The following is a 24,402-nucleotide window of genomic DNA, read 5'->3' as shown; positions in this document are numbered from 1 at the left end:
ACTGTGACTGATGGGTAAAGCGCGCTTCTGCCCGTTTTGTTGATTTACTGACCGACCAGGCCCGGTCGCAGCGTCTTCGTGAACAGCACGGTGCCGTCCTGCTCCCGCATCCGCACCGTCAACTCACCGCTGCCGCCGTCGATGTCGACCTCGCCGAAGAACTGGTAGCCGCCGGCGGGCGAGACGTTCGAGGCGGTCGGCGCCTTCACCCACACCCGCTCCGGGCCGAAGGTGCCGTCGAGCGCGCTGGCCGGGAAGGCGCCCGCGTTCAGCGGACCGGAGACGAACTCCCAGAACGGCTCGAAGTCGTCGAACGCGGCCCGTGAGGGCTGGTAGTGCTGCGCCGAGGTGTGGTGCACGTCGGCCGTCAGCCACACCGTGCCGGTGATCCGCCGGTGCTTGACGAACCGCAGCAGCTCCGCGATCTGCAGCTCCCGCCCCAGCGGCGCCCCCGGGTCGCCCTGGGCCACCGCCTCGACGTGCCGCGCGCCCTCGGTCGTGTCGGGCACGACGAGGCCGATCGGCATGTCGGCGGCGATCACCTTCCACACCGCCCGCGACCGCGCCAGTTCCCGCTTCAGCCACTCCAGCTGCTCCCGTCCGAGGATGCCCTGCGGGTCCACGGTCTGGTCGCCGGAGGAGTTGGCGTTCCGGTACGTCCGCATGTCCAGCACGAACACGTCGAGCAGCGGACCCTGCCGCAGCACCCGGTACACCCGGCCCTCCCGGGCGCCCGGCCGCAGCGTGGACATCGGGAAGTACTCGCCGAACGCGCGCCGCGCCCGGGCGGCCAGCACGTCGACGCTCTTCACCGTGTACCGGGCGTCCGTCTCCGCGATCCGCTGGCCCGGGTACCAGTTGTTGCGCACCTCGTGGTCGTCCCACTGCACGATGGACGGCACCTGGGCGTTGAACCGGCGCAGGTTCTCGTCGAGCAGGTTGTAGCGGAAGTTGCCCCGGAACTCGGCCAGGGTCTCGGCGACCTTGGCCTTCTCCTCGGTGGTGACGTTCCGCCAGACACCGCCGTCCGGCAGGGCGGCGGTCTCGGAGACGGGCCCGTCGGCGTAGACGGTATCGCCGCTGAACAGGAAGAAGTCGGGATCCAGGCGCGCCATCGCGTCGAAGATGCGGTAGCCGCCGATGTCGGGGTTGATGCCCCAGCCCTGGCCCGCCAGGTCCCCCGACCACAGGAACCGCACGCCGTCCCGGCGCCGGGCGGAGACCGTGCGGAACGTGCCGGTGACCGGCTCACCGGTGCGGCGCGGGTCGTCGGGGTCGGCGAGCAGCACCCGGTAGTGGATCTGCTCCCCGGACGGCAGCCCGCGCAACCGGGTCGTGCCGGTGAAGTCGGTGTCCGCGCCGAGCAGCGGACCGTGCCATCGGCGCGGGTGACGGAACGACTCGGTCGCCGAGGTCTCGACGATCATCCGCGCCGGACGGTCGGAGCGCACCCACACCAGCCCCGAGTCACGGGTGACGTCACCGGTCTGCACGCCCCACCCGGCCCGCGGACGCCCCGAACGGGCGAAGGCGGGCGCGGCGAGCGCGGTGGGCAGGGTCAGGGCCGCCGAGGCCGCGAGCGAGCCGCGCAGCACGGCGCGACGGCCTGGGAGCGGACGGTGTGACATGGATGCGCCTCCAGGGACGGGATCCGGCCAGTGTGTGCGACCACACCTACGCGGGCGGCGCGGCGCGCACGCGAACCCCGGGTGAACAACTCGCGCGGGCGGCTACCGGGCGGCGGCCCCCGCCATCAGGCGCACCCCCTCGTGGATCCGCGCGGGCGTCATGTGCGCGTAGCCCAGCACGAGCCGCACACCCTCCTCCGGCGCCCCGTCGTGCGCGTGGTCCGCGAGCGGGCGCACCGCCACACCGGCCTTTGCCATGCGCGTGAGGAAACGCTCCCGCGGCCCGTAGCGCTCGGGCAGCGCGACGATGACGTGCAGCCCCGCCGCGATCCCGGACACCCCGGCGCCCGGGAAGTGCTCCCCGAGGGCGGTGACCAGGGCGTCGCGCCGCTCGCGGTAGGCGCGCTGGCAGCGGCGCAGCTGACGGTCGTAGTCGCCGCGTTCCAGGAACCGGGCGAACAGCGCCTGGTCCAGGGTGGGATGGCCGAGATCCATGGTGCGCTTGCGCTCCACCACCTCCTCGGCCCACCCCCGCGGCACCAGCAGCCAGCCGAGCCGCAGCCCCGGGGCGAGGGACTTGCTGACCGAACCGGTGTAGGCCACGCGCTCGGGGTCGAGCCCCTGGAGGGCGCCGACGGGCGCCCGGTCGTAGCGGAAGTCGCCGTCGTAGTCGTCCTCCAGGACGATCCCGTCCACGGACCGAGCCCAGTCGAGCAGTTCGGTCCGGCGCCGCGCGGAGTACGCGATGCCGGTGGGGAACTGGTGCGCCGGCGTCACGACGGCCGCCCGCGCCCCCGAGGCCCGCAGCGGCTCCATCACGAGCCCCTCGCCGTCCACCGGCACGGGGACGGCGGTGACCCCGGCGGCGGCGTACAGGGACTCGTGCTGCGGACTGCCGGGGTCCTCCACGGCGACGGCGCGCACCCCGCGCGCGCGGAGGGCGGATCCGAGCAGCGCCGACGCCTGCGCCACTCCGGAGACCACCACGATCCGCTCGGGATCGGCCACCACGCCCCGGCGCCGCGCGAGCAGCCCGGCCAGCGCCGTACGCAGCCGGGGCAGCCCGCGCGGGTCGGGATAGCCCAGCTCCCGGTGCGGAAGGTCCGCGAGCACACCGCGCTGCGCCGCCGCCCACGCCGCGCGGGGGAACAGCGACAGGTCGGGTGTGCCGGGGACGAAGTCCGCGCGGGCGCCGGGAGTGCGCGGAGCGAGGTCGCGGGCGTGCGGGCGGGCGGCCCGCACCGCCGCTCCCACCCAGGTCCCGGAGCCCCGGCCGGAGCGCAGGTAGCCCTCCGCCGTCAGCTGCTCGTACGCCTCCGTGATCAGCCCGCGCGACACGCCGAGGTCGGCCGCCAGATCACGGCTGGAGGGCAGCCGGGTCCCCGGCGCGAGCCGCCCCGACCGCACCGCCTCGCGCAGCGCGGCCTGCAGCGAACGGCCACGCGCGCGTGCCGGTGCGGAGGCGGCCGGCAGCAGCAACTCCCAGGCGGAGGAGGCGGCGGGCCCCTCGGGGCCGGTCGGCGGTGACGTCATGGCAGGGCCACCTTAGGCGCTTTCGGGCCGCGGGACGCCTCCGTGCGGCCCCGCCCTCAGCGGCTGCCGTCGAGGATGACGCGCGCGACCAGCGCCGGGTCGTCGTTCATCGGGACGTGGCCGCAGCCGGGCAGCCGGACCAGCCGGGCCCGGGGAATGATCTGCTTGGCGCGGATGCCCTGCCGGGGGACCAGGATCCGGTCCCGGGCGCCCCAGGCGACGGTCACGGGGATGCCGGGCACGTCGTCGGTGAACCGTACGGCGGTGCCCGCGCGGAGGGTCTCGGTGAAACCCGTGGCGCCGGCGAGGGCGAGCGTCTCGGCGACCACGGCCTCGGGGGAACGGCGCCCCGGGCGGGCGTAGATGGTGCTGGTCAGCGCCGCCCGGCCGACCGCGGAGCGGGCGAGGCGCTCGACCAGCGGGAGCGGCATCCGCTCCGCGATCCGCCGCATGCCGATCAGCACGCCGAAGGCGTACCGCCGCTCGGCCTGCGTCCAGAAACCCGCCGGGGACAGGGCGGTGACGGACCGCACGAGCCGTTCCCGGCCGAGCTCCAGGGCCAGCAGGCCGCCGAGCGAGTTGCCCGCGACGTGCGGCCGGCCGAGCTCCAGCTCCTCGCACAGGGCGCCCAGGGCGGCGTTCATGGTCGGCAGGTCGTGGGCGAGGCCGTCGGGCAGCGACGGGGAAGCGCCGAAACCGGGCAGGTCCACGGCGATCACCTCGCGCTCGGTCGCCAGGATGTCCACCACCGGGTCCCAGGCCTGGCGGTGGTGGCCGATGCCGTGCAGCAGGAGCAGCGGCTCACCGCGGCCCACGCGCGCGTAGGAGAGGGTCACGGTCTGCGGGCCGAGGGGAGAGGTGACCTTGCAGGAGACGGTCGCGGACATGAGGGTGCTCCTCGTCTGGGACTCGCGGAAACGGACGTCGCCCGACGCCGTGGACAGCTTGTCAGCAATTGCTACCGACGGGTAGCCCCCGGTCGGCGTGTCCCGTCGGCCGACGGCCGGCGCCGCCCGGACACGGCCGCACGGGCCGGTCGGGACGGGGACGTGACCACCGGCACCGTGACCGACGTCCTCGAGGAACTCCGCCCCCTCCTCCTGGGATTCGCCTACCGGATGCCGGGCCGGGTGGCCCCCGCCGAGCGCCGCGCCGCGAGCCCCGCCGCGGGTCCTGGAGGGCGCCGACCGCACGGGGCGGTTCCTCCTCGGCGTCGCCGGCGGGCGCGTCCGGACGGTGTGCGTCATCCGCGACCCCGGCAAGTCGCGTTCGCTCGCCGAGGCCCGGCAGGAACCTTTGCGCCGAAGCCCCCGGCGCCCCTGGGGGCCCGTCGCCGTGCCCGATTGGTCTTGACCAAGGGTGAGGGGCACCTTATCGTCGCAGATAAGTGAAACAACCTTTAATAAACAAGGGCGCTAAAACGCGGCCGGACACGGCGATCGTGGAGGACAGGGTGGGGACCACGCAGCTGGAAACGGTGCCGGAACCGAAGTACTGGCACCTCAGGACCGTGCTCAGCGAGGCGCTGGACTCGGAGTTCTCGGTGGGCGAGGTCCTGCCCAACGAGCGCGACCTCGCCGCCCGCTTCGGCGTCGCCCGCGCCACGCTCCGGCAGGCCCTGGAACAGCTCGAACTCGAAGGCAGGCTGCAGCGCCGCCGCGGCGTGGGCACCACGGTCGCCCCGCCGCGCATGGGCGTGTCCGTCGGCACGGCACAGCACGCCTGGCCCGGCGGGCCGCACGACGCCTGGCAGAGCCTCGACTGCGCGCTCGAGGCGCCGCCCGCCGCCGTCGCCGAGACGCTGGTGACCGGCCGCGACGAGTCCGTGCACGTCGTGCGGCGCTCCCGCGTCTTTCACGGCCAGCCCGTCGCCGCCGAACTCCTCTACATCCCGGCGGACTCGGTACCGGACCTGTCCGGCATCGACGCGCCCTCCGGCACCGCACGCGCGCGTGCGGTGCTGCGGGAACTGCAGCGCCTGGAGCTGGAGCGGCAGGAGAACGCGGTGGAGCTCGGCTCCGCCCGCGCGGACGACGCGCGGGAACTGGACCGTCTGCCCGGCGCGCCCGTCCTCGTCGTCACCACCCGCTTCATCGCCCGCGGCCGCGCCGCCGCGCTCTCCGTGGCCACGTACCGCGCGGACACCTGCCGTCTGACCTTCGGCGACTTCGGCGGCGTCGAGATCCACCACGGCCCGGAACGCCACGCGTCCTGAGGGCGCGGCGGCCTGCCGACGCGCCCCGCGCCCTGCGCGAGCCGGCGTCGCGCCGGCGCGGTGACGGCTCACGGCCGGCCGGCTGACAGCTGAGGGCGTGAGGTCGCGCTGTACGCCTCCGCCGTCAGCGTGATGCCGTCCCGCCGGGCACCTGCCGTCGGCGCGTTCGCCGTTCCGCGGATCGACCGGGTGCCGGGGCGTCGGCGTCCCCGCGGTTCGTCCCGTCCGGGGGCCGGTGCCGGGGCGAGGCCCCGGCCCTCACCGGGCCGGAGAGCGCGGCCGCCGGCGGCGGGCCGTCACCGTGCCCTCCACCGCGAAGAGTTGCTCCTCCACGTGGTCGAGGGCGAGACGGACCGCGCCGGTGGCGACCGCCGCCTCGCCGAGGTGGGACAGGGCGACCTTCGGCGGACGCAGGCAGTAGCGGGCCAGTTCGCGGCGCAGCGGTTCCAGGACGCCGTCCAGGCCGGCCGCCCAGCCGCCGATCACGACCAGCTCCGGGTCGAGGGCCAGCACCAGCGCCGCCACGTCGTGGACGAGCCGGCGGATGAACCGGTCCATGGCCGCCAGCGCCCGCTGGTCGCCCTCGCGGGCCTGGGCGAAGACGTCCGCGACGGCCTGTTCGTCGAGCGGGTGCAGCGGTTCGTCCGTGGTGGACAGCAGGGTTTCGGGGGTCGCCTCCCGGCCCAGCAGATGCAGCGCCCCGATCTCGCCGGCCGCCCCGCCGTACCCCCGGTGCAGCCGCCCGCCGATCAGCGAGCCGGCGCCCGGACTCAGCCCGGCCAGCACGAACACCACGTCGTCGGTCTCCCGGGCGGCGCCCTTCCAGTGCTCGGCGACGACGGCCGCGTTGGCGTCGTTCTCCACCAGCACCGGACACTTGAAGGACCGGCTCAGCCGCTCGCCGAGGCCGAGCCCCGTCCAGCCGGGCAGCGCCGTGCCCAGCCGCACCGTGCCGTCCGCCTCCACGATCCCCGGCGTGCCCACGCCCACGGCCCGCAGCGAGCCGCGCGGAACACCGGCCCGCCGCAGCAGCTCCGCGACGGCCGTGCCGATCCGCTCCAGCCGCTCGTCGGCGTCGACCGTCTCGTCGACGTCTCGCGCCTGCGCGCCGATCACCTTGCCGTCCAGATCGGCCAGCAGCGCGGCCACCCGGTGCACGCCGATCTCCAGGCCGAGCAGATGCCCGGCCTCCGCCCGGAACCGGAACCGCCGCGCCGGCCGCCCCTGCCGCCGCGCGGTCCCCTCCTCGGCCGCCTTCTCCACGACGAGCCCCGCCTCGATGAGCCCCTCCACGACGCCCTCGACGGTCGGCCGGGACAGCCCCGTCACCCGGGTCACCTCGGTCAGCGTCGCGCAGTCCGTCGCCCGCAACGCGTGCAGCACCACCGCGGAGTTGATCCTTCGCAGCAGCGAGGGGTCCCCGCCGGTCAGCCGACCCACCGTCCGTCCTCCCAGCTCGTCCGCATGTTGGGCGGATCGTACTCGGCGCCGCCGACCCCGGCGACCTCCGGGCACGGCCCCCTTCGCAGGCGAGTTCAGCCCGGCGCCACGAAACCCGACTCGTAGGCCGCGATCACCGCCTGGGTCCGGTCCCGCGCCCCCAGCTTCGCCAGCACGGCGCTCACATGGGACTTCACGGTCTCCGTCCCCACCACCAGCCGCGCGGCGATCTCCGCGTTCGTCAGGCCCCGCGCCATCAGCCGCAGCACCTCCCCCTCGCGCTCGGTCAGCCGCGCCCGCTCCAGCACGGCGCGCGCCGCGCGGTTTCCGCCCCGCTCCCGTACTCGGCGGCCAACTGCCGCACCGAGGCCGCGCTCGCCCGGGAGGGCCACGAGATGGCGGAACATCCCGACGGGCACTGGACCGTGCCGGACGCGCGGGCGGACGACACCGGACGCCTCGCCTCCGCCGCGGGGGTGCCGCTCCTCGAACTCGCGGCGGACGAGGGCACGCTGGAGCAGGCCTGTCTGGACCTGACCGCGGCCGAGACCGAGTTCACCGCACAGCCCCAGGAGGCCTGACCATGCAGTTCGCACCCGTACTCCGGTCCGAGTGGCTGAAGATCCGCACGCTCCGCTCGCTCCCCGGGGCCCTCCTGGCGCTGTTCGCCGTGAGCACGGCGTTCTCCGCGCTCGCCGGCGCCTCGGAGATGCCGGACGACTTCGACCCGCTGTACATCTCCCTGTCCGGCGCCCTGCCGGGCCAGATCGCCGCGATCTCCTTCGGCACCACGGCCGTGTCGTCGGAGTTCCGGAACGGTGCCCTGCGGCTCTCGCTGGAGGTGGTTTCGCGGCGCGGCCGCTGGTTCGCCGCCAAGGCGACGGCCATCGCCGTGCCCGCGCCCGTCGCCGGGCTGCTGACCGCCCTCGCCGCGCTCCTCGCCGCCCGTGCGGGGCTGGGCTCCCTGACGGACGGCCTCACCGGGGCCGCGCAGGTGCGCGGGGTCGTGGGCTGCGGCGTCTACCTCATGCTGACGGCCCTGTTCGCCGCGGGGCTCGCGATGCTGCTGCGCAGCGGCGTGGCCACGCTGTCCGTGCTGATCCCCTTCGTGATCGTCGTCTCCCTCGTGATCGGCGGCGCGATCGGCCCCGTCGTCGACTTCCTGCCCGACCGGGCCGGGCAGCTGGTCCTCCAGCGGTCCCACGAGGGACCGCCGGGGCCCTGGCCGGGGCTGGCGGTGACCGCGCTGCGGACGGCCGCCGCGCTCCTCGCGGGGGCGTGGAGCCTGCGCCGCCGGGACGCCTGACCGGGGAGGGGCCGGGAGCCGGCTCCGGGGACCGGCCGCGGTCCGGACGGCTCCCGGCCCCCGTTCACGGACCGCCGGGTCCGGCGGAGGGGAGAGCGCCCGGGCCGTGGGCCGGGCCCGCCGCACCTGCGCCTACCGCCGCGCGGCGGCCTCCCGCAACCGCGCGAACTCCTCGGCCAGGGCCGCCGGTGTCCAGTGGGCGTTCAGCCCGCTCGGATTGGGCAGCACCCACACCCGCGTGCCGCCGATCGTCCGCTCCTGGGGCCCCACCTTCGCCCCGCGGTCGTCGAACGCGGTCCGGTACGCGGTGACGCCCAGCACGGCCAGCCACCGCGGACGGAGCCGGGCCACCTTCAGGGCGAGCAGCCGCCCGCCCTCCCGGTACTCCTCGGCCTCCAGCTCGTCGGCCCGCGCGGTCGCCCGCGCCACGACGTTGGTGATGCCGAGCCCGTACGACGGCAGCTCCCACTGCTCGGACGGCAGCATCAGCCGGGGCGTGAAACCGGAGCGGTGCAGGGCCGGCCAGAAGCGGTTGCCGGGGCGGGCGAAGTGGTGGCCGGTCGCGGCCGTCATCAGACCGGGGTTGATGCCGCAGAACAGCACGCGCAGGCCGTCCGCGACCACATCCGGTACGAGGCGGTCGCGGGCGGCCTCCAGCTCCTCCTGGGTGAAGCGGGTCAGAGGATCGCCCCGGGGGTGTATCCGGCGGCCGCCGGGTGCTGCTTGACGATCTCGTCGACGCGGCCGACGACGGCGGCGACCTGGTCGCCCGCGGCACCGGTGAAGGACAGCTTGTCCGCCATCAGAGCCTCCAGCTCGGCCCGGCCGAGCGGCAGCCGCTCGTCGGCGGCGAGCTTGTCGAGGAGGTCGTTGCGTTCGGCGCCCCGCTCCCGCATGGCGAGGGCGGTGGCGACGGCGTTCTCCTTGATCGCCTCGTGCGCGACCTCGCGGCCGACACCCGCGCGCACGGCACCCATCAGCACCTTGGTGGTGGCGAGGAACGGCAGGTAGCGGTCCAGCTCCCGGGCCACGACCGCCGGGAAGGCGCCGAACTCGTCGAGCACCGTCAGGAACGTCTCCAGCAGGCCGTCGAGCGCGAAGAACGCGTCCGGCAGCGCGACCCGGCGCACCACCGAGCAGGACACGTCGCCCTCGTTCCACTGGTCGCCGGCCAGCTCACCGGTCATCGAGGCGTAGCCGCGCAGGATCACCATCAGGCCGTTGACGCGCTCGCAGGAGCGGGTGTTCATCTTGTGCGGCATCGCGGACGAGCCGACCTGGCCCGGCTTGAAGCCCTCGGTCACCAGCTCGTGCCCGGCCATCAGCCGGATCGTCTTCGCCAGCGACGACGGCGCGGCGGCCAGCTGCACCAGCGCGGTGACGACCTCGTAGTCGAGCGAGCGCGGGTAGACCTGGCCGACGCTCGTGAACGCCTGCGAGAAGCCCAGGTGCCCGGCGACCCGCCGCTCCAGCTCCGCGAGCCTGTCCGCGTCGCCGCCGAGCAGGTCCAGCATGTCCTGCGCGGTGCCGACCGGGCCCTTGACGCCGCGCAGCGGGTAGCGGCCCAGCAGCTCCTCCACCCGGCCGTACGCGACGAGCAGCTCGTCGGCGGCGGTGGCGAACCGCTTGCCGAGGGTGGTGGCCTGCGCGGCCACGTTGTGCGAGCGGCCGGCCATGACCAGCTCGCCGTACTCACCGGCCAGCTTGCCGAGGCGCGCCAGCACGGCCACCGTGCGGTCGCGCACCAGCTCCAGCGAGAGCCGGATCTGCAGCTGCTCGACGTTCTCGGTGAGGTCGCGGGAGGTCATCCCCTTGTGCACGTGCTCGTGTCCGGCGAGGTCATTGAACTCCTCGATCCGCGCCTTCACGTCGTGCCGGGTGACCTTCTCGCGCTCGGCGATCGAGGCCAGGTCGACGGTGTCGAGGACACGCTCGTAGTCGGCGATCGCCGCGTCGGGCACCTCGATCCCGAGGTCCTTCTGGGCCCGCAGCACGGCGAGCCAGAGCTGCCGCTCCAGCCTCACCTTCTGCTCGGGCGACCAGAGCGTGGCGAGCTCGGCGGAGGCGTAGCGTCCGGCGAGGACGTTCGGGATACGGGGCTTGGCGGGCGCAGCAGTCACGTGCACGGAGTCTACTGGCGATTCCTGCAGGTCGGCGCCACCGGGTGACCTGGAGGAAACCACAAGGAGGCGTTACAGGCCCTCGTACGGCAGCAGCTCGGGCCGCTTCGGCGGCAGCCCGTCGCCGGAGGACCGGCCGGTGAGCCGGCGGCCGATCCACGGCAGCAGGTGCTGCCGGGCGAACCGGGCGTCCTCGACCCGCCGGGCCACCCAGCGCGGGGGGAGCGTCGCCTCCGGGGGCAGGTGCCACTCGGGGTCCTCCGGCGGGTACCCGAGCGTCTGCCACACCGCTTCGGCGACCCTGCGGTGCCCGTCCGCGGTCAGGTGCAGCCGGTCCACGTCCCACAGCCGGGGGTCGGCGAGCGACGGCGCCCCGTACAGGTCGACGACCAGCGCGCCGTGCTTCCCGGCGAGCTCGTCGACGCACTCGAAGAGCGCCTCCATGCGCGGGCGGAAGCGCTCCAGGACCGGCCCCTGGCGGCCGGGGCTGCGCATCAGCACCAGCTGCCCGCAGTGCGGCGCCAGCCGCTCCACCGCCTCGGTCAGCAGGTCCCGCACCCTCCCCATGTCGCACTTGGGCCGCAGGGTGTCGTTGAGCCCGCCGACCAGGGTGACGACGTCGGCCCGCATGGCGGCGGCGACCTCGACCTGCTCGTCGACGATCTGCTGGATCAGCTTGCCGCGCACCGCGAGGTTGGCGTACCGGAAACCGGGGCGGACGGCCGCCATCCGCGCGGCGAGGAGATCGGCCCAGCCCCGGTAGGTGCCGTCGGGAAGGAGGTCCGACATGCCCTCGGTGAAGGAGTCGCCGAGGGCGACGAGGCTGCTGTGGGTGGGTGTGGGATCAGTCTGCATGGCGACACAGATGGTATCCCGCGGCACATACCCAGCGGTCGGTCACCCGTCCCCGTGCTCAGGCCCGCTGCCCGAACAGCTCCTGGAGCACGTCCTCCATGGTCACCAGTCCGGCCAGTCGCCCGTCGCTCCCCAGGACGGCCGCCAGATGCGTACGGCTGCCCCGCATGGCGGTGAGGACGTCGTCCATCGGCGTGCTCTCCCGCACGCGCGCGATGGGCCGCATGTCGCCCAGCCGGAACGGCAGGTCCCGCGGCGAGGCGTCGAGGGCGTCCTTCACGTGCAGGTAGCCCACGATCCGCCGCTGCTCGTCCACCACCGGGAAGCGGGAGAAGCCGAACTCCGCCGACAGCCGCTCCAGCCCCTCCGGGGTGACCCCCACGCTCGCGTAGACCACGCGCTCCAGCGGCATCACCACGTCCCGCACGGGCCGTCGGCCCAGCTCCAGCGCGTCGTGCAGCCGCTCCCGCGCGCGGTCGTCGATGAGGCCCGCCTCGCCGGAGTCCTTCACGATCTGGGCCAGTTCGGAGTCCGAGTAGGACGCGACGACCTCGTCCCGCGCCTCGACCCGCATCAGCTTCAGCAGCACGTTGGCGAACGCGTTGACCGTGAAGATCACCGGGCGCAGCGCGCGGGACAGCGCCACCAGCGGCGGACCCAGCAGCAGGGCGCTGCGCACCGGCTCGGCGAGCGCGATGTTCTTCGGCACCATCTCGCCGAGCAGCATGTGCAGGTACGTCGCGAGCGTCAGCGCGATCACGAACGACACCGCGTGCCCCGCGCCCTCCGGCACGCCCACCGCGTGGAACACCGGTTCGAGCAGGTGCGCGATGGCGGGCTCGGCGACGACGCCGAGCACCAGGGTGCACAGCGTGATGCCGAGCTGCGCGGCCGCCATCAGCGCGGACACGTGCTCCAAGCCCCACAGCACGCTCTTCGCGCGCCGGTCGCCCCCGTCCGCGTACGGCTCGATCTGGCTGCGGCGGACCGAGATCAGCGCGAACTCGGCGCCGACGAAGAAGGCGTTGACGACCAGGGTCGCCAGACCGATCAGCAGCTGTACGACGGTCATCGCCGCGCCCCCCTGTCATCCGTGGTCCCGGCCGTCCGCCGGTCCGTCGCGTGCCGGTCCGTCGTGTGCCGGTCGTCGAGGGGCGCGTGCAGCAGGACGCGTGCCGCGCGGCGGCCGGTGGCGTCCACCACGTCCAGGCGCCAGCCGGCGACCTCGAAGGTGTCGCCGACGGCCGGGATCCGGCCCAGCTCGGCCGCCACGAGTCCGGCGAGGGTCTCGTACGGCCCCTCCGGCGCGCGCAGGCCGACCCGGGCGAGCTGGTCCACCCGCGCGGAGCCGTCGGCCGAGAACAGGGCGCGCCCGCTCGCGTCGGTGCCGGCGCGGGCCAGGTCGGGGGTCTCGTGCGGGTCGTGCTCGTCGCGGACCTCGCCGACGACCTCCTCGACGATGTCCTCCAGCGTGGCCACGCCGGCCGTGCCGCCGTACTCGTCGATCACCACGGCCATGGTGCGCCGCCCGGAGAGCCGGTCGAGGAGCCGGTCGACGGTGAGCGTTCCGGGGACCAGCAGCGGTTCGCGCATCAGCTCCGACACGGGCACCCGGGCGCGGCGCTCGGCGGGCAGCGCCAGTACGTCCTTGACGTGCGCGGTGCCGACGACCGCGTCGAGGGTGTCGCGGTAGACGGGGAAACGGGACAGTCCGGTCGCCCGGGTCGCGTTCGCCACGTCCTCGCAGGTGGCGTGCACCTCCAGTGCGACGACCTGGACGCGCGGTGTCATCACGTTCTCGGCGGTGAGGTCGGCGAGGTTCAGCGTGCGGACGAAGAGCTCGGCGGTGTCCGGCTCCAGGGCGCCCTCCCGGGCGGAGTGCCGGGCGAGCGCCGCGAGCTCCTGCGGACCGCGCGCGGACTCCAGTTCCTCGGCGGGTTCCACGCCGATGCGGCGCACTATGCGGTTGGCCGTGTCGTTCAGGTGCGTGATGAACGGGCGGAAGGCGGCGCTGAACCAGCGTTGCGCGTTGCCCACCCGTCTGGCGACGGCCAGCGGCGAGGAGATCGCCCAGTTCTTGGGCACCAGCTCGCCGACGACCATCAGGAACACCGTCGACAGGGCCGTGCCGATCACCAGGGCGAGGGAGCGCGCCACCGAACCGGAGACGCCGATGTCCTCCAGCGGGCCCGCGAGCAGCGCGGCGATCGACGGCTCGGCCAGCATGCCGACCACCAGGTTGGTGACCGTGATGCCGAGCTGCGCGCCGGAGAGCTGGAAGGTCAGGTTCCGTACGGCTTCGAGGGCGCCCGCGGCTCCCCGCTCACCGCGTTCGACGGCCCGCTCCAGCTCGCCCCGCTCGACCGTGGTGAGGGAGAACTCGGCCGCGACGAACGCGCCGCAGGCGAGCGAGAGCAGGATCGCCGCCAGAAGGAGGAGCACTTCGGTCATCGGGTCACCTCTGTCCCATGGTCGGACAGGACGGGGACGGATGCGCGGTGTCGTGGACGGGAGGGTTCGCCCATGGGCGGACGCACACAACCTTTCGTGGAGGACCGAGTGGCCGTCCCGGGGTAAAGGGTCGGCAAAAGGGCGCCGTCGGGCCGTGGATCACCCGGTGAGGGGTTTCACCCAGCGCCGCCAGCGTTCCTCCCGCGCGTACCCCGCGGCGCCCCATGCATGATGGGCCGTTTCGTTGTTCTGGAGCACCATCGCGTCCGCGCGACGCCCGCCGAGCCGTGCGAACCGCTCCTCCGCGGCGGCCAGCAGCGCGGAGCCGACGCCCCGACGGCGGCGGTCCGGACGCACCGCCAGCCGGTAGAGGTGGCACCGCCAGCCGTCGAAGCCCGCGATCACCGTGCCGACCAGCTCACCGCCGCTCTCCGCGAGGATCAGCGCCTCGGGGTCGCGGGCGACCAGCCGCTCCACGCCCTCCCGGTCGTCACTGATGCTCGTGCCCGCGGCGGCCGCCTTCCAGAAGGCCAGCACGGTGTCGAGGTCCTCGGGCCCGGCGGCCCGTACGCGCAGCTCACTCATGCCGCGATCCCAGCACGCGGGAGCCCGCACGGCAGGGAATTCCACGATCCGGACGCCCGGCCGCGCACACCGCCCCGGCCCGTCCGCCCGTGCCGCCCGCCGCGGGCCGCGCGTCGTGTCCGGACCGGTTCCGTCTTCGGCCGGTCGCGCGGCTCGTCCGCGCCCGCCCCCGATGGCGGCACTTGCCGCTGCTAGCGTCCCGGCGCTAGCTTCGAGGCATGGCGAAGACCCAGCTGAACGTGCGCGTGGACGAGGGCACCGCCCGCGCGGCGCGGGAGCGTGCCCTGGCGCGCGGGATGAGCGTGAACCGCTACATCGAGGAACTGGTCCGGCAGGACACCGGCGAGGCGGGCCGCGCCTTCGTCGAGGCCGCCGCCGACTTCATGAGGCAGTACGAGAGCGTCTTCGCCGAGGAGTTCGGTGGGGATCCCTCCGCCCGAGCGGAGCCCGCAGCGGGGGCGGAACGCGAAGGCACGACCGAAGGTCGCCGCTGAGCCGTTGAACGACCTGCGCATCGACCTCGCATGGCTGCTCATGCTCGCCGAGCGGCAGACTCCGGGAGACCCCCAGGTCACCGACTGGGGCGCCCTTGTCGCCGCCGTCGCACGCCACCAGGCCGAGATCTTCGACGTCCCTGTCTACGACAGTCCGCACGCTCGCGCCGCTTCGCTGCTCCAGCTGCTGATCCGCGTCCCCGCGCTGGAGCGCTCCAACGCCCTGTTCGCCTCCGCCGTCGCGTACGCCTACCTCGTCGCCAGCGGTCTGAAGGTCGTCACCTCGCCGGAACAGGTGCGCGACCTGGCCCGGCTCGTCAACGACGGCGAGGCGACGGTGGACGACATCGCGGCCGAGCTGCGCCGCTGGTGCGACTGATCAGCTCCCGGTGGCCGCCGCGTCGCCCGGCGGACGCCACGCGGTGCCCATGACGCAGTACGAGGTGGGCAGTGCGGGCCCCCTGTCGGGCACCAGCACCCGCCGGTACGGGCCGAGCTCGAACCCCGCCTCCCGCAGCGCGCCGACCGGGTCCCGCGCCACGTGGCAGCCACCGGCCAGCGGCGGCCACACCGTCCGGTCCAGCGCCCGCTGGGCGAGGCGCATGACCCGGCCGCCGCCCAGGCCGTGCTCGAGGAACCGCACCTCGCCGCCCGGCCGCAGCACCCGCCTCAGCTCCGCGAGGGCCCGCGGCACGTCCCGGACGCTGCACAGCACCAGCGAGAGCACCGCCGCGTCGAACGCCTCGCTCTTGACCGGCAGCGCCTCCGCCACACCCGGCGCCACATCCACCGGCGCCCGGGCGCGCAGGGCGGTCTCCACGGCCAGCGTCCGCAGCTCCCGCTCCGGTTCGATGGCGACGATCTCCGAGACGGCGCCCGGATAGTGCGCGAAGTTCAGACCGTTGCCCGCGCCCACCTCGATCACCCGGCCGGACAGCCCGCCGAGCAGTCCGCGCCGCAGCCCGGCCATCCCCGCGCGGGTCTCGGCGGCGACGCTGAGCCGGGCGTAGCACCGCGCGAACAGCGGATGGTGCACGGCATCCCGCTCCACCCTCGTGGACCGGCCGGACCGCAGCTGCATGAGGACCTCCCCGGAACGGGCCTACGGCGATTCTCCCCCGGACGGGTGATCCACACCCCTGCCCGACGTCAGGGCGCCTCGCGCGCCCGGAACGTCTCCGCGTCCCAGGTCCCCTCCAGCCGGGGCGCCAGCCAGTGCGGCGCCGAGGCCCGGAACCCCGCGGGGTCCAGCGCACCCGCCCCGGCCGGTACGGCGCCCAGCAGCGGGGCGCCGGCCACGTCCGGCAGGTCCAGCAGGTTGCACCGCGAGGCCAGGTCCGGTTCGGCGGGCCAGCCGCCGATCACCACACCCGCCAGGTCCAGCCCCCGCCGACGCAGTTCACGGGCCGTCAGCTCCGTGACGTTCAGGGTGCCGAGCCCGGCCGACGCCACCACCAGCACCGGCGCGGCCAGCAGCGCCGCCGCGTCCGCCAGCGTCCCGCCGGCCGCGTCGAACCGCACGAGCAGCCCGCCCGCGCCCTCCACCAGCACCAGGTCGTGCTCCGTGGCCAGCTCGGCGGCCCGCTCCGCGACCTCGTGCGGACGCACCGGCGCCCGGCCGGCCCGGCGGGCCGCCGTGGCCGGCGCCAGCGGATCCGGGTACCGGGCCAGCTCGTCCGTCGTCACCGCACCGGCGAGCCGCGCGACCTCCTCGGCGTCCCCGGCCTCGTCCGGCCGCACCCCCGTCTGCGCCGCCTTCAGCACGGCCACCGACCGGCCGGCCGCCAGCGCCGTCGCGGCGAGGGCGGCCGTCACCACCGTCTTGCCGACCTCGGTGCCCGTGCCCGTGATCACCATCACCGGCATGTCATCCCTCCTTCGCCGCCGCGCACACCGCGCGGGCGATGCGCGCCACGTCCGCGTCGTCCGTGACGTACGGCGGCATGGTGTAGATCAGGTCGCGGAACGGGCGCAGCCACACGCCCTCACGCACGGCGGCCTCCGTGGCCGCCCGCACGTCGACGGCGTGGTCGAGCTGGACGACCCCGATGGCGCCGAGCACCCGCACGTCCCGCACGCCGGGCAGCCGGACCGCCGACGCCAGCCCTTCCCGCAGACCGGCCTCGATCCGCTCGACCTCCGCGAGCCAGTCCTGGCCGAGCAGCAGCTCGACGGAGGCGCAGGCCACGGCCGCCGCCAGCGGATTGCCCATGAACGTCGGACCGTGCGCCAGCACCGGCACCTCACCGCGCGAGATGCCCTCGGCCACCCGCGCGGTGCACAGCGTCGCCGCCATGGTCAGATAACCGCCGGTCAGCGCCTTGCCCACACACATCACGTCCGGCGTCACCGCCGCGTGCCCCGCCGCGAACAACGCGCCCGTGCGCCCGAACCCGGTCGCGATCTCGTCGAACACCAGCAGCACGTCGTGCGCGTCGCACGCCTCGCGCAGCACCCGCAGATACGCGGGGGAGTGGAACCGCATCCCGCCCGCGCCCTGCACCACCGGCTCCACGATCACCGCGGCCAGCTCGCCGGCGTGCCGTTCGACCGTGGACCGCAGGTGCTCCGCGTACGCCTCCTCGTACCCGGCGGGCGGCGCGTCCGCGAAGACCTGGCGCGGCAGCACCCCGGACCACAGCTCGTGCATCCCGCCCTCGGGGTCGCACACCGACATCGGCTGCCAGGTGTCGCCGTGGTAGCCGCCCCGCCAGGTCAGCAGCCGCCGCTTCTCCGGCCGTCCCAGCGAACGCCAGTACTGCAGGCACATCTTCACCGCGACCTCGACCGACACCGACCCGGAGTCGGCGAGGAACACGTGCTCGAGACCGTCCGGCGACATGTCGACGAGGAGCTTCGCCAGCCGCACGGCGGGCTCGTGGGTGAGCCCGCCGAACATCACGTGGCTCATCCGCTCCAGCTGCCCGCGCGCGGCCTCGTTGAGCACCGGGTGGTTGTAGCCGTGGATCGCCGACCACCAGGACGACATCCCGTCGACCAGTTCGCCCGAGCCGTCGGCGAGCCTCAGCCGCACCCCGCTCGCCGACTCCACGACGAGCGGTTCCTGACGGCCCGGCATGGGCCCGTACGGATGCCAGACGTGCCGCCGGTCGAGCTCCAGCAGCTCGGCGACGGACCGCTCAGGCATTGGGCGCGAGGTCCGTTCCGGCGCCCCGGCGGCGTACCGCGACCAGGTCCGTGCGGGGCTCCTCGGGCGTGCTTTTGCAGGAGTCCGCGGTCGCCGGACCGCACGCACCGGCTCCTTCGTGCGAGCCGCAGCCGCCGCCCGCGCGGTGCTCGGGCAGCGTCACCTCGCCGGTGCCCTCCACCTCGAACCCGGCGTCCGCGATCATCTCCAGGTCGGCCTTGCCGGCCTGGCCCTCGCTGGTGAGGTAGTCGCCGAGGAAGATCGAGTTGGCCAGGTGCAGCGCGAGCGGCTGCATCGTGCGCAGGTGCACCTCACGGCCGCCGGCGATCCGCACCTCGACGTCCGGGCAGACGAACCGCACCATCGCGAGGATCCTGAGGCACCGCTGCGGGGTCAGGTTCCACTCCTTGGCGAGCGGCGTCCCCTCGAACGGGATCAGGAAGTTCACCGGCACCGAGTCCGGGTCCAGTTCGCGCAGCGAGAAGACCACGTCGACCAGGTCCTCGTCGGACTCGCCCATGCCGGCGATCAGCCCGGAGCAGGCGGACAGACCGGCCGCGTGCGCCTTCCGCACGGTGTCCACCCGGTCGGCGTACGTGTGCGTGGACGTGATGTCACCGTACGTCGACTCGGAGGTGTTGAGGTTGTGGTTGTAGGCGTCCGCGCCCGCCTCCCGCAGCCGCTCCGCCTGGCCCTCGGAGAGCAGACCGAGGCAGGCGCACACCTCGACGCCCTCGTGCCGCTCCTTGATGGCCTTGATGGTGTCGGATACCCGGTCCACGTCACGGTCGGTCGGGCCCCGGCCGCTCGCCACCAGGCACACCCGCTTGGCGCCGCCCGCGAGTCCGGCGGCGGCGGCCTGCGAGGCCTGGTCCGGCTTGAGCCAGGTGTACTTCAGGATGTCGGCCTTGGAGCCGAGCCGCTGGGAACAGTAGGAGCAGTCCTCCGGGCACAGGCCGGACTTGAGGTTGACGAGATAGTTGAGCTTCACCCGTCGGCCGAACCAGTGCCGCCGCACCTTCCCGGCCGCGGCCACCACATCGAGCAGGTCGTCGTCGGACGTCGCGAGGACGGCCAGTGCTTCCGCGCGGGTCGGCGTCTCGCGCCGAAGCCCCTTGTCCACCAGCGTGTTCAGCAGGTCCATGGGAGCCGATCCTGTCCTACTCGACCCGTCCGGGCCAAGGAGGGTTCGTACAACAGGGGCACTTCGAGGTGTGGGTATCGCCACACAGTGGTCCGTCCGGCCGCCCGCTAGTGTCTGTGCACTGCCTACAAAATCCCCGGAGGACCCATGGCGTTCGGCTGGATCGACGAGCAGGCGGAACTGCGCCGCCGGGCCGGACTCGTACGCGTCCTGCGCCCCCGGGCCGCCGGCACGCCCCTGCTCGATCTGGCGAGCAACGACTACCTGGGCCTGGCCCGGCATCCGGAGGTCACCGAGGGCGCCGCGCGGGCCGCGCGGACCTGGGGCGGCGGGGCGACGGGCTCCCGGCTCGTCACCGGAACCACCGAACTCCACGCCGAACTGGAACGCGAACTGGCCGGTTTCTGCGGCTTCGAGGCGGCCCTGGTCTTCTCCTCCGGCTACGCGGCCAACCTCGCAGCCGTCACCGTGCTGGCCCCGCACGGCTCCAGGATCGTCTCCGACGCGGGCAACCACGCCTCGCTGATCGACGGCTGCCGGCTGGCCCGCGGTACGACACAGGTCGCGGCGCACTCCGATCCCGACGCCGTGCGCAAGGCGCTGGACGGGCACCAGGGGCCCGCGGTGGCGGTGTCCGACACGGTCTTCTCGGTGGACGGCGACGCCGCCCCGCTCACCGGACTCGCCGCGGCGTGCCGGGAGCACGGCGCGGGTCTGGTGCTCGACGACGCGCACGGCCTCGGTGTGCTCGGCGACGGCGGGCGCGGGGCCCCGTACGCGGCGGGGCTGGCGGGCGCCGACGACGTCGTCGTGACGGTGACGCTGTCCAAGTCGCTCGGCAGCCAGGGCGGAGCGGTGCTCGGCCCGGCCCGGGTGATCGAGCACCTGGTCAACGCGGCCCGGACCTTCATCTTCGACACGGGACTCGCCCCCGCCGCGGTGGGAGCGGCCCTGACGGCCCTTCGGCTGCTGCGCCGTGAGCCGGGGCGCGCGGCACGGGCGGGTGAGGTGGCGCGGGAACTGCACTCCCGGCTGACGGCCGCGGGTCTGGAAGCGGTACGTCCGGACGCCGCGGTCGTCTCCGTGCGTGCTCCTTCCCCGGAACAGGCCGTGCGGTGGGCGGCCGACTGCCGGGCGGCCGGCCTGGCCGTGGGCTGCTTCCGTCCTCCTTCCGTGCCCGACGGCGTCTCACGGCTCAGACTGACCGCCCGCGCGGATCTGTCCGGGGCGGAGATCGAACGCGCTGTACGGGTGATCGGCGAGACGCGGCCATGAGTCGGCGGGGCACGGCCGTGCGTCGCCCGATGACGGGCCGACCGGCCGGGCCGTCAGCCGATCGCGGTGACGAACGCCCTCCAGCTGGCGGGGGAGAAGAGCAGCGCGGGCCCCTCGGGGGCCTTGGAGTCGCGCACGGCGAGCAGTCCGGCCAGGGGGCCGGCGGCCGGCCTGGCCGTCTCGACGCAGTTGTTCGCCCCCGTGCTGTAACTGCTGCGCAGCCACCCCACGTCGTGCACTGCGAGGCTGGAAGGGATGGTCCGAGGCGGTACGGGCATCGTGCCTCCTTACGCGCCGGCGGCTGCGCCGGCGATGAAGTCCAACGAGTCCTCGGGTGAAAGGGCGTGGATCGAGAGGGCGTCGAAGGCCTCCGAATACACCCGGAGGTCTTCTTTCCGCTCCAGATGGAGGCTACTCGTCAGGTGGTCGAGAACAACCACGTCCAGATCAGAAGTGCGCGAAAATGAAAAGATTACGAAAGGGCCGGTCATGCCGATGTGCGCGCCGGCACCGAACGGCAGTACCTGCAGACGCACTTGAGGGAGACGGGCCGCCTCGACCAGCCGGTTCAGCTGACGGGACATCACGCCGGGGCCGCCGACCTCCCGGCGCAGCACGGCCTCGTCCAGGATCGCGCTCAGCTCCAGCGGCGGCGACGCCCGCAGCACGTCCTGCCGGGCCAGCCGCACCTCCACCAGCGTGTCCAGACGTTCCTCCGACGCGCCCTCCAGCGCCGCCTCCGTCACCGCGCGCGCGTACTCCGGCGTCTGCAGCAGCCCCGGGATCACCGTGGTCTCCAGGGTGCGCATCGCGCTCGCCTGCGACTCCAGGCTGATGAAGTCCCGGTAGGTCGGCGGCAGCACGCCGCGGTAGGCGTGCCACCAGTGGTGCCGTCCGTCCCCGTCGCCGGAGCCCGACAGCACCAGCAGCAACTCCCGCAATTGCGGGTCGGCCACGCCGTAGACGTCGAGCAGCAGCCGCACGTCGGGTGGTTTCACCCCGCTGGTGCCCGTCTCGATCCGGCTCACCTTCGACTGGTGCCAGCCCGCCAGCCGGGCCGCCTCGCCGCTGGTGAGCCCCGCAGAGGTGCGCAGCGCGCGCAGTTCGGCGCCCAGTTTCCGGCGGCGCACCGCGGGGCCGTGCTGCATGGGGTTCTCCTTACTCCTTCCGGGCCGCCCGGATACGGTCTCCCGTCGCAGAGTTCACCGCTTTGAGCGACAGATATATGCACATCTTGGTGGATCGCCGTCCTGCGCCGTGCGGTGATGGCAGTCTGGCGCCGAAGCACCAGTGCGGGACCGTACTCGAACCATCCGCTCCGTGTCGGACTGCGGCCCGTGGGAAAGGGACGACGTCGCCATGGCAGACCACCTGGAAGCATCCGTCACTCTGCCGAGCGATCCCGCCTCGGTCGCGGCCGCCCGTGCCCATGTGGTGGGCACGCTGGAGGAATGGGGCATGCCCGCGGACGCGGAGCTGTGCGACACCGTCCGGCTGATCGTCTCCGAACTCGCCACCAACGCGGTGCAGCACACGTTCGGGCAGTCGCCCACGTTCACCGTGGACGTCGTCCTGGTCCGTGGCGAACGGGTGCACATCGGCGTCACGGACAGCCACCCGCGGTTCCCCAAGCGGCTGCCCGCGGCGGTCCAGCAGGACAACGGCCGCGGGCTGGTCATCATCCGCTGGCTGACCGTGGAATGCGGCGGCAGGCTCAGGGTCCGCCCCACCCGGGAGGGCGGCAAGACCGTATCGGTGGAACTCCCGTGGACCGTCCGGGCCGCCGAAGCGGTAGCGGCGGCCGGGCAGCAGGAGCAGTAGCCGGGCGGCGGCGCCCCGGGGCGCCGCCGCCCCGAGGTCACTTCACCCGTCCGTACCAGACGTTGGAGGTCCAGATCTTCTGCAGGCGCACCACGTCCCCGGTCTTCGGAGCGTGCCAGATCTTGCCCTTACCCGCGTAGATGCCGACGTGGTAGACGTAGCTGCCCGAATGGAAGAAGACCAGGTCCCCCGCCCTGCGGCTCTTGGCGGAGATGTGGCGCGTCTTGTTGTACTGCTGGGCGGCGGTGCGCGGCAGCTTCTTGCCCGCCTTCTTGAACGAATACAGCGTCAGGCCCGAGCAGTCGAACCTGTACGGCCCCGTGGCGCCCCACTTGTAGGGCGAGCCTTTCTTGGAGGCGGCGACATTCAGCGCCTTGGTGGCCGTGCTCGCCGCGGCCGCCTCCGAGGCGGCTCCGGGGACCACGAGGGAGCCGCCCACGGCGGCCAGGGTGAGGGCCGAGGCCGTGCCGGCCCGGGCCATGAGAGACGGGACACGATTGAGCGCAGTCATGCGCAACCCTTCGTCAGCCGCCTGTGAAGGATGACCTGTCGGATTCGGGCTGGCGAAGTGGCCCGGCCGCACATGTGCGGCTTCACCCCAAGGACTGCTCGGAACTGACGTCCCGGCGGCCCGTCGTGCTTGGGTCCTCCACTCCTGCCGATCCACTCCTGTCGACCGGTCATCCGGGCGGCGGCAGGACTCGGCGTCCGCCCGGATCGCCCCGCCGCGGTGGCGGGGTCTTGTCGTCAGTCAGGGATCTTGGCTCATGACGCGGTCGAAATCCCAACGGAACGTGGGGTTTGTGTTGTTACTCACCACTCATCCGTTCGGGTGGACACCTCCCTGTTCGGGCTCCCGCCGCGACCCCGGGGAGCCACGGACCAGGGGCGAAAGGGCCGTTCCGGTGGTGCGGTACGCGCGCTGCGCAACTCCGAGGGGGCGAAAACAGCAGGTTCGTCTACGCCGGACGGGGGTAAGCCGTTCGGTCCGTTTCAACCCCGGCCGGGGCGCACCGCCGACCGGGACCTCCGGCCGGGGACCGCTGGCGTCAACTGCCGGGGGCCGGCGGCAGCGTGACCCGGGCCGTGCGCCGCTCGCCGTCCAGCACCCGCAGGGCCCGGGCCAGCGTGCCGGAGTGCAGTTCGCGCTCGCCGCGCCGGTGCATCAGGACCAGCGCGTCGCGCAGCGCGACGGCCTTGCCGACCAGCGCCTGGGCGGCGCGCAGTCCGCGGTAGGTGTCACCGCCCAGGGCCGGGTTGATCCGGCCGAGCAGGTCGACGGCCTCGAGGTAACGGTCGATCAGCTCGGCCTCCGCGCGGGTCAGCGCGGGCAGCGGCGGCAGCTCCGGTGGCAGCATCCGCGGTTCACCTCGCGCCGGAGGCGGGGGAGGCGCTCCTGCGGCCGGGTACGATCCGGTCCGCCAGGCCGTACTCCACCGCCGCCCGCGCGTCGAGGACCGTGTCCCGCTCGATGTCCGCCCGGACCTGCTCCGCGGTGCGGCCGGTGTGCCGGACCAGGATCTCCTCCACCCGGGACCGGATGCGGACCAACTCCTCGGCCCGGATCGCCAGATCGCCGGCCTGTCCCGCGACCGGCTCGGGGAGGGACGGCTGACGGAGCACCAGGCGGGAACCGGGCAGCAGCAGCCGCTTGCCCGGGGTGCCGGCGGCCAGCAGCAGCGCGGCGGCGCCCTCCGCCCGGCCCAGGCAGATCGTCTCCACGTCGCAGGAGACGTAGCGCAGCGTGTCGTAGATCGCCGACATGGCGTGGAAGGAGCCGCCGGGGGAGTTGACGTAGAACGAGATGTCCCGGTCGGGGGAGTGGTGCTCCAGGTACATGAACTGCGCCGTCACGTCGTTCGCGGAGGTCTCGTCGATCCCTGTCCCGAGGAGGACGATCCGCTCCTCGAGCAGTTTCGAGTAGGGGTCCGTCGTCCGGTTCCCGGACGCCGTGCGTTCGGTGAGCTCGGGCAGGACGTGGCGGGCGGACGGTCGGGTCATGAGAGCCCTCCTGTCTGGTCGTCTCTGTAAAAAATGTACAGGACGTACGTAGCGTTATGATGGGTTCATGGCCTACGAGATTCCGGTCACCCAAGCCAGGGCTGAGCTCGCCGACCTCATCAACCGTGTGGTGTACGGCGGTGAGCGCGTCGTCGTGACCCGGCACGGAAAGCCCCTCGTCGCCCTCGTCTCCGCCGATGACCTGCGACGACTCGAAGAGCTCGGGGAGACGCGGGAGCCGGCCGAGGAGCAGGTGGTCAGCACGGTGTCCGGCGTCCGCGAGGCCGCGTCCGCTCCCCGCGAACGGCAGCGCTTCGGCATCGCGGCGGAGCACCGGGGGACGGCCACCTCGTAGGCCCCGGCGAACAGGACCGTGCGCCCCCGTC

At 73.8% G+C, this 24,402-nt stretch carries 26 protein-coding genes, 2 pseudogenes and 1 riboswitch; of the genes and pseudogenes, 8 read left to right on the top strand and 20 right to left on the bottom strand.

The window, feature by feature from the left end:
- Positions 1-44: 44 nt before the first annotated feature.
- The 3 genes from ACZ8ZB_RS05190 to ACZ8ZB_RS05180 form a co-directional block, all read right to left on the bottom strand.
- Complete coding sequence (locus ACZ8ZB_RS05190) at positions 45-1,628, bottom strand: alkaline phosphatase D family protein (RefSeq protein WP_470736535.1); 1,584 nt, start codon at positions 1,626-1,628, stop codon at positions 45-47.
- 102 nt (positions 1,629-1,730) lie between these two features.
- Positions 1,731-3,161, bottom strand: coding sequence for a MocR-like pyridoxine biosynthesis transcription factor PdxR (gene pdxR / locus ACZ8ZB_RS05185; RefSeq protein ID WP_470736534.1), 1,431 nt, complete (start codon positions 3,159-3,161; stop codon positions 1,731-1,733).
- A 56-nt stretch (positions 3,162-3,217) separates the two neighbouring features.
- Positions 3,218-4,048: an alpha/beta fold hydrolase gene (locus ACZ8ZB_RS05180; protein WP_470736533.1), complete on the bottom strand. Its 831-nt coding sequence runs from the start codon at positions 4,046-4,048 to the stop codon at positions 3,218-3,220.
- Between the two features lie 566 nt (positions 4,049-4,614).
- On the opposite strand from ACZ8ZB_RS05180, the gene ACZ8ZB_RS05175 reads away from it, so the two are divergent.
- Complete coding sequence (locus ACZ8ZB_RS05175; protein ID WP_470736532.1) at positions 4,615-5,376, top strand: GntR family transcriptional regulator; 762 nt, start codon at positions 4,615-4,617, stop codon at positions 5,374-5,376.
- A gap of 258 nt (positions 5,377-5,634) precedes the next feature.
- Here ACZ8ZB_RS05175 and ACZ8ZB_RS05170 read toward each other — a convergent pair whose 3' ends face one another.
- The gene (locus ACZ8ZB_RS05170; RefSeq protein WP_470736531.1) at positions 5,635-6,816 is read right to left on the bottom strand and encodes an ROK family transcriptional regulator; all 1,182 of its coding nucleotides are present in this window, start codon (positions 6,814-6,816) and stop codon (positions 5,635-5,637) included.
- A 95-nt stretch (positions 6,817-6,911) separates the two neighbouring features.
- Positions 6,912-7,186: pseudogene (locus ACZ8ZB_RS05165) on the bottom strand (response regulator transcription factor); the annotation flags it as partial.
- Here ACZ8ZB_RS05165 and ACZ8ZB_RS05160 point away from each other — a divergent pair.
- A pseudogene (locus ACZ8ZB_RS05160) lies at positions 7,182-7,397 on the top strand (ABC transporter ATP-binding protein); the annotation flags it as partial. The pseudogenes ACZ8ZB_RS05165 and ACZ8ZB_RS05160 overlap by 5 nt on opposite strands.
- 2 nt (positions 7,398-7,399) lie before the next feature.
- On the top strand, positions 7,400-8,122 hold the full coding sequence (locus ACZ8ZB_RS05155; RefSeq protein WP_470736530.1) for an ABC transporter permease: 723 nt from the start codon (positions 7,400-7,402) through the stop codon (positions 8,120-8,122).
- A gap of 132 nt (positions 8,123-8,254) precedes the next feature.
- On the opposite strand, the gene mug is transcribed toward ACZ8ZB_RS05155, so the two are convergent.
- The 6 genes from mug to ACZ8ZB_RS05125 all read right to left on the bottom strand — a co-directional run bounded on the left by mug (position 8,255) and on the right by ACZ8ZB_RS05125 (position 14,133).
- A complete protein-coding gene (mug, locus tag ACZ8ZB_RS05150; RefSeq protein ID WP_470741423.1) occupies positions 8,255-8,803 on the bottom strand; it encodes a G/U mismatch-specific DNA glycosylase in 549 nt (182 codons plus the stop codon).
- Positions 8,800-10,242 (bottom strand): adenylosuccinate lyase, encoded by a 1,443-nt coding sequence (purB, locus tag ACZ8ZB_RS05145; RefSeq protein ID WP_470736529.1) that lies wholly within the window; start codon positions 10,240-10,242, stop codon positions 8,800-8,802. The genes mug and purB overlap by 4 nt, the downstream gene beginning before the upstream one ends.
- A 72-nt stretch (positions 10,243-10,314) precedes the next feature.
- Complete coding sequence (locus ACZ8ZB_RS05140; RefSeq protein WP_470736528.1) at positions 10,315-11,097, bottom strand: SGNH/GDSL hydrolase family protein; 783 nt, start codon at positions 11,095-11,097, stop codon at positions 10,315-10,317.
- Between the two features lie 58 nt (positions 11,098-11,155).
- Positions 11,156-12,169, bottom strand: a complete 1,014-nt coding sequence (locus ACZ8ZB_RS05135; protein ID WP_470736527.1) for a hemolysin family protein — start codon at positions 12,167-12,169, stop codon at positions 11,156-11,158.
- Positions 12,166-13,548 (bottom strand): hemolysin family protein, encoded by a 1,383-nt coding sequence (locus ACZ8ZB_RS05130; RefSeq protein ID WP_470736526.1) that lies wholly within the window; start codon positions 13,546-13,548, stop codon positions 12,166-12,168. Before ACZ8ZB_RS05130 ends, ACZ8ZB_RS05135 begins: the two co-directional genes overlap by 4 nt.
- 159 nt (positions 13,549-13,707) lie before the next feature.
- Positions 13,708-14,133, bottom strand: coding sequence for a GNAT family N-acetyltransferase (locus tag ACZ8ZB_RS05125; RefSeq protein WP_470736525.1), 426 nt, complete (start codon positions 14,131-14,133; stop codon positions 13,708-13,710).
- 218 nt (positions 14,134-14,351) lie between these two features.
- Between ACZ8ZB_RS05125 and ACZ8ZB_RS05120 the strand changes: the two genes are divergently transcribed.
- Positions 14,352-14,627, top strand: a complete 276-nt coding sequence (locus ACZ8ZB_RS05120) for a toxin-antitoxin system HicB family antitoxin (RefSeq protein WP_470736524.1) — start codon at positions 14,352-14,354, stop codon at positions 14,625-14,627.
- Between the two features lie 4 nt (positions 14,628-14,631).
- Complete coding sequence (locus tag ACZ8ZB_RS05115) at positions 14,632-15,006, top strand: fic family toxin-antitoxin system, toxin component (protein WP_470736523.1); 375 nt, start codon at positions 14,632-14,634, stop codon at positions 15,004-15,006.
- Here the strand turns inward: ACZ8ZB_RS05115 and ACZ8ZB_RS05110 are convergent, their stop codons facing one another.
- The 4 genes from ACZ8ZB_RS05110 to bioB form a co-directional block, all read right to left on the bottom strand.
- On the bottom strand, positions 15,007-15,708 hold the full coding sequence (locus ACZ8ZB_RS05110) for a class I SAM-dependent methyltransferase (protein ID WP_470736522.1): 702 nt from the start codon (positions 15,706-15,708) through the stop codon (positions 15,007-15,009).
- A gap of 68 nt (positions 15,709-15,776) precedes the next feature.
- Entirely contained in the window at positions 15,777-16,493 is a 717-nt protein-coding gene (gene bioD / locus ACZ8ZB_RS05105; RefSeq protein WP_470736521.1) for a dethiobiotin synthase, read from the bottom strand.
- Position 16,494: 1 nt separating this feature from the next.
- Positions 16,495-17,775 carry an adenosylmethionine--8-amino-7-oxononanoate transaminase gene (locus tag ACZ8ZB_RS05100; RefSeq protein ID WP_470736520.1) on the bottom strand — a complete coding sequence of 427 codons (1,281 nt, stop codon included), beginning with the start codon at positions 17,773-17,775 and terminating at the stop codon, positions 16,495-16,497.
- Positions 17,768-18,919, bottom strand: a complete 1,152-nt coding sequence (bioB, locus tag ACZ8ZB_RS05095) for a biotin synthase BioB (RefSeq protein ID WP_470736519.1) — start codon at positions 18,917-18,919, stop codon at positions 17,768-17,770. The genes ACZ8ZB_RS05100 and bioB overlap by 8 nt, the downstream gene beginning before the upstream one ends.
- A gap of 147 nt (positions 18,920-19,066) precedes the next feature.
- Here bioB and ACZ8ZB_RS05090 point away from each other — a divergent pair, with 147 nt between their 5' ends.
- Positions 19,067-20,194, top strand: coding sequence for an 8-amino-7-oxononanoate synthase (locus ACZ8ZB_RS05090; protein ID WP_470736518.1), 1,128 nt, complete (start codon positions 19,067-19,069; stop codon positions 20,192-20,194).
- A 53-nt stretch (positions 20,195-20,247) separates the two neighbouring features.
- Here ACZ8ZB_RS05090 and ACZ8ZB_RS05085 read toward each other — a convergent pair whose 3' ends face one another.
- Positions 20,248-20,472 (bottom strand): DUF397 domain-containing protein, encoded by a 225-nt coding sequence (locus ACZ8ZB_RS05085; protein WP_470736517.1) that lies wholly within the window; start codon positions 20,470-20,472, stop codon positions 20,248-20,250.
- Positions 20,473-20,481: 9 nt separating this feature from the next.
- Entirely contained in the window at positions 20,482-21,342 is an 861-nt protein-coding gene (locus ACZ8ZB_RS05080) for a helix-turn-helix domain-containing protein (RefSeq protein ID WP_470736516.1), read from the bottom strand.
- Between the two features lie 211 nt (positions 21,343-21,553).
- Between ACZ8ZB_RS05080 and ACZ8ZB_RS05075 the strand changes: the two genes are divergently transcribed.
- Complete coding sequence (locus ACZ8ZB_RS05075) at positions 21,554-22,015, top strand: ATP-binding protein (RefSeq protein ID WP_470736515.1); 462 nt, start codon at positions 21,554-21,556, stop codon at positions 22,013-22,015.
- Between the two features lie 37 nt (positions 22,016-22,052).
- On the opposite strand, the gene ACZ8ZB_RS05070 is transcribed toward ACZ8ZB_RS05075, so the two are convergent.
- From ACZ8ZB_RS05070 to ACZ8ZB_RS05060, 3 genes are all read right to left on the bottom strand, one after another.
- Entirely contained in the window at positions 22,053-22,526 is a 474-nt protein-coding gene (locus ACZ8ZB_RS05070; protein WP_470736514.1) for a C40 family peptidase, read from the bottom strand.
- A gap of 3 nt (positions 22,527-22,529) precedes the next feature.
- A riboswitch (cyclic di-AMP (ydaO/yuaA leader) is annotated at positions 22,530-22,719 on the bottom strand.
- A 345-nt stretch (positions 22,720-23,064) separates the two neighbouring features.
- A complete protein-coding gene (locus ACZ8ZB_RS05065; RefSeq protein ID WP_470736513.1) occupies positions 23,065-23,373 on the bottom strand; it encodes a hypothetical protein in 309 nt (102 codons plus the stop codon).
- Positions 23,374-23,380: 7 nt separating this feature from the next.
- Positions 23,381-24,016 carry an ATP-dependent Clp protease proteolytic subunit gene (locus ACZ8ZB_RS05060; protein WP_470736512.1) on the bottom strand — a complete coding sequence of 212 codons (636 nt, stop codon included), beginning with the start codon at positions 24,014-24,016 and terminating at the stop codon, positions 23,381-23,383.
- Between the two features lie 67 nt (positions 24,017-24,083).
- Between ACZ8ZB_RS05060 and ACZ8ZB_RS05055 the strand changes: the two genes are divergently transcribed.
- Positions 24,084-24,371 carry a type II toxin-antitoxin system Phd/YefM family antitoxin gene (locus ACZ8ZB_RS05055; protein WP_470736511.1) on the top strand — a complete coding sequence of 96 codons (288 nt, stop codon included), beginning with the start codon at positions 24,084-24,086 and terminating at the stop codon, positions 24,369-24,371.
- Positions 24,372-24,402: the final 31 nt, after the last annotated feature.

This window comes from Streptomyces sp. 12E (genome assembly GCF_055633275.1).
The sequence above is the reverse complement of the archived record's forward strand: the minus strand, read 5'-3'. Positions and strand labels throughout refer to the sequence as shown.

What these genes read in the sequence shown, in the direction of transcription:
- ACZ8ZB_RS05085 (WP_470736517.1), bottom strand. Translation starts at nt 20,472, where the DNA reads ATGCCCGTACCGCCTCGGACCATCCCTTCCAGCCTCGCAGTGCACGAC.
- bioD (WP_470736521.1), bottom strand. Translation starts at nt 16,493, where the DNA reads ATGCCGGTGATGGTGATCACGGGCACGGGCACCGAGGTCGGCAAGACG.
- ACZ8ZB_RS05090 (WP_470736518.1), top strand. Translation starts at nt 19,067, where the DNA reads ATGGCGTTCGGCTGGATCGACGAGCAGGCGGAACTGCGCCGCCGGGCC.
- ACZ8ZB_RS05110 (WP_470736522.1), bottom strand. Translation starts at nt 15,708, where the DNA reads ATGCAGCTGCGGTCCGGCCGGTCCACGAGGGTGGAGCGGGATGCCGTG.
- ACZ8ZB_RS05060 (WP_470736512.1), bottom strand. Translation starts at nt 24,016, where the DNA reads ATGACCCGACCGTCCGCCCGCCACGTCCTGCCCGAGCTCACCGAACGC.
- ACZ8ZB_RS05140 (WP_470736528.1), bottom strand. Translation starts at nt 11,097, where the DNA reads ATGCAGACTGATCCCACACCCACCCACAGCAGCCTCGTCGCCCTCGGC.
- ACZ8ZB_RS05055 (WP_470736511.1), top strand. Translation starts at nt 24,084, where the DNA reads ATGGCCTACGAGATTCCGGTCACCCAAGCCAGGGCTGAGCTCGCCGAC.
- ACZ8ZB_RS05155 (WP_470736530.1), top strand. Translation starts at nt 7,400, where the DNA reads ATGCAGTTCGCACCCGTACTCCGGTCCGAGTGGCTGAAGATCCGCACG.
- ACZ8ZB_RS05180 (WP_470736533.1), bottom strand. Translation starts at nt 4,048, where the DNA reads ATGTCCGCGACCGTCTCCTGCAAGGTCACCTCTCCCCTCGGCCCGCAG.
- bioB (WP_470736519.1), bottom strand. Translation starts at nt 18,919, where the DNA reads ATGGACCTGCTGAACACGCTGGTGGACAAGGGGCTTCGGCGCGAGACG.
- ACZ8ZB_RS05070 (WP_470736514.1), bottom strand. Translation starts at nt 22,526, where the DNA reads ATGACTGCGCTCAATCGTGTCCCGTCTCTCATGGCCCGGGCCGGCACG.
- ACZ8ZB_RS05130 (WP_470736526.1), bottom strand. Translation starts at nt 13,548, where the DNA reads ATGACCGAAGTGCTCCTCCTTCTGGCGGCGATCCTGCTCTCGCTCGCC.
- ACZ8ZB_RS05125 (WP_470736525.1), bottom strand. Translation starts at nt 14,133, where the DNA reads ATGAGTGAGCTGCGCGTACGGGCCGCCGGGCCCGAGGACCTCGACACC.
- ACZ8ZB_RS05100 (WP_470736520.1), bottom strand. Translation starts at nt 17,775, where the DNA reads ATGCCTGAGCGGTCCGTCGCCGAGCTGCTGGAGCTCGACCGGCGGCAC.
- ACZ8ZB_RS05065 (WP_470736513.1), bottom strand. Translation starts at nt 23,373, where the DNA reads ATGCTGCCACCGGAGCTGCCGCCGCTGCCCGCGCTGACCCGCGCGGAG.
- pdxR (WP_470736534.1), bottom strand. Translation starts at nt 3,161, where the DNA reads ATGACGTCACCGCCGACCGGCCCCGAGGGGCCCGCCGCCTCCTCCGCC.
- ACZ8ZB_RS05075 (WP_470736515.1), top strand. Translation starts at nt 21,554, where the DNA reads ATGGCAGACCACCTGGAAGCATCCGTCACTCTGCCGAGCGATCCCGCC.
- ACZ8ZB_RS05135 (WP_470736527.1), bottom strand. Translation starts at nt 12,169, where the DNA reads ATGACCGTCGTACAGCTGCTGATCGGTCTGGCGACCCTGGTCGTCAAC.
- ACZ8ZB_RS05190 (WP_470736535.1), bottom strand. Translation starts at nt 1,628, where the DNA reads ATGTCACACCGTCCGCTCCCAGGCCGTCGCGCCGTGCTGCGCGGCTCG.
- ACZ8ZB_RS05120 (WP_470736524.1), top strand. Translation starts at nt 14,352, where the DNA reads ATGGCGAAGACCCAGCTGAACGTGCGCGTGGACGAGGGCACCGCCCGC.
- ACZ8ZB_RS05080 (WP_470736516.1), bottom strand. Translation starts at nt 21,342, where the DNA reads ATGCAGCACGGCCCCGCGGTGCGCCGCCGGAAACTGGGCGCCGAACTG.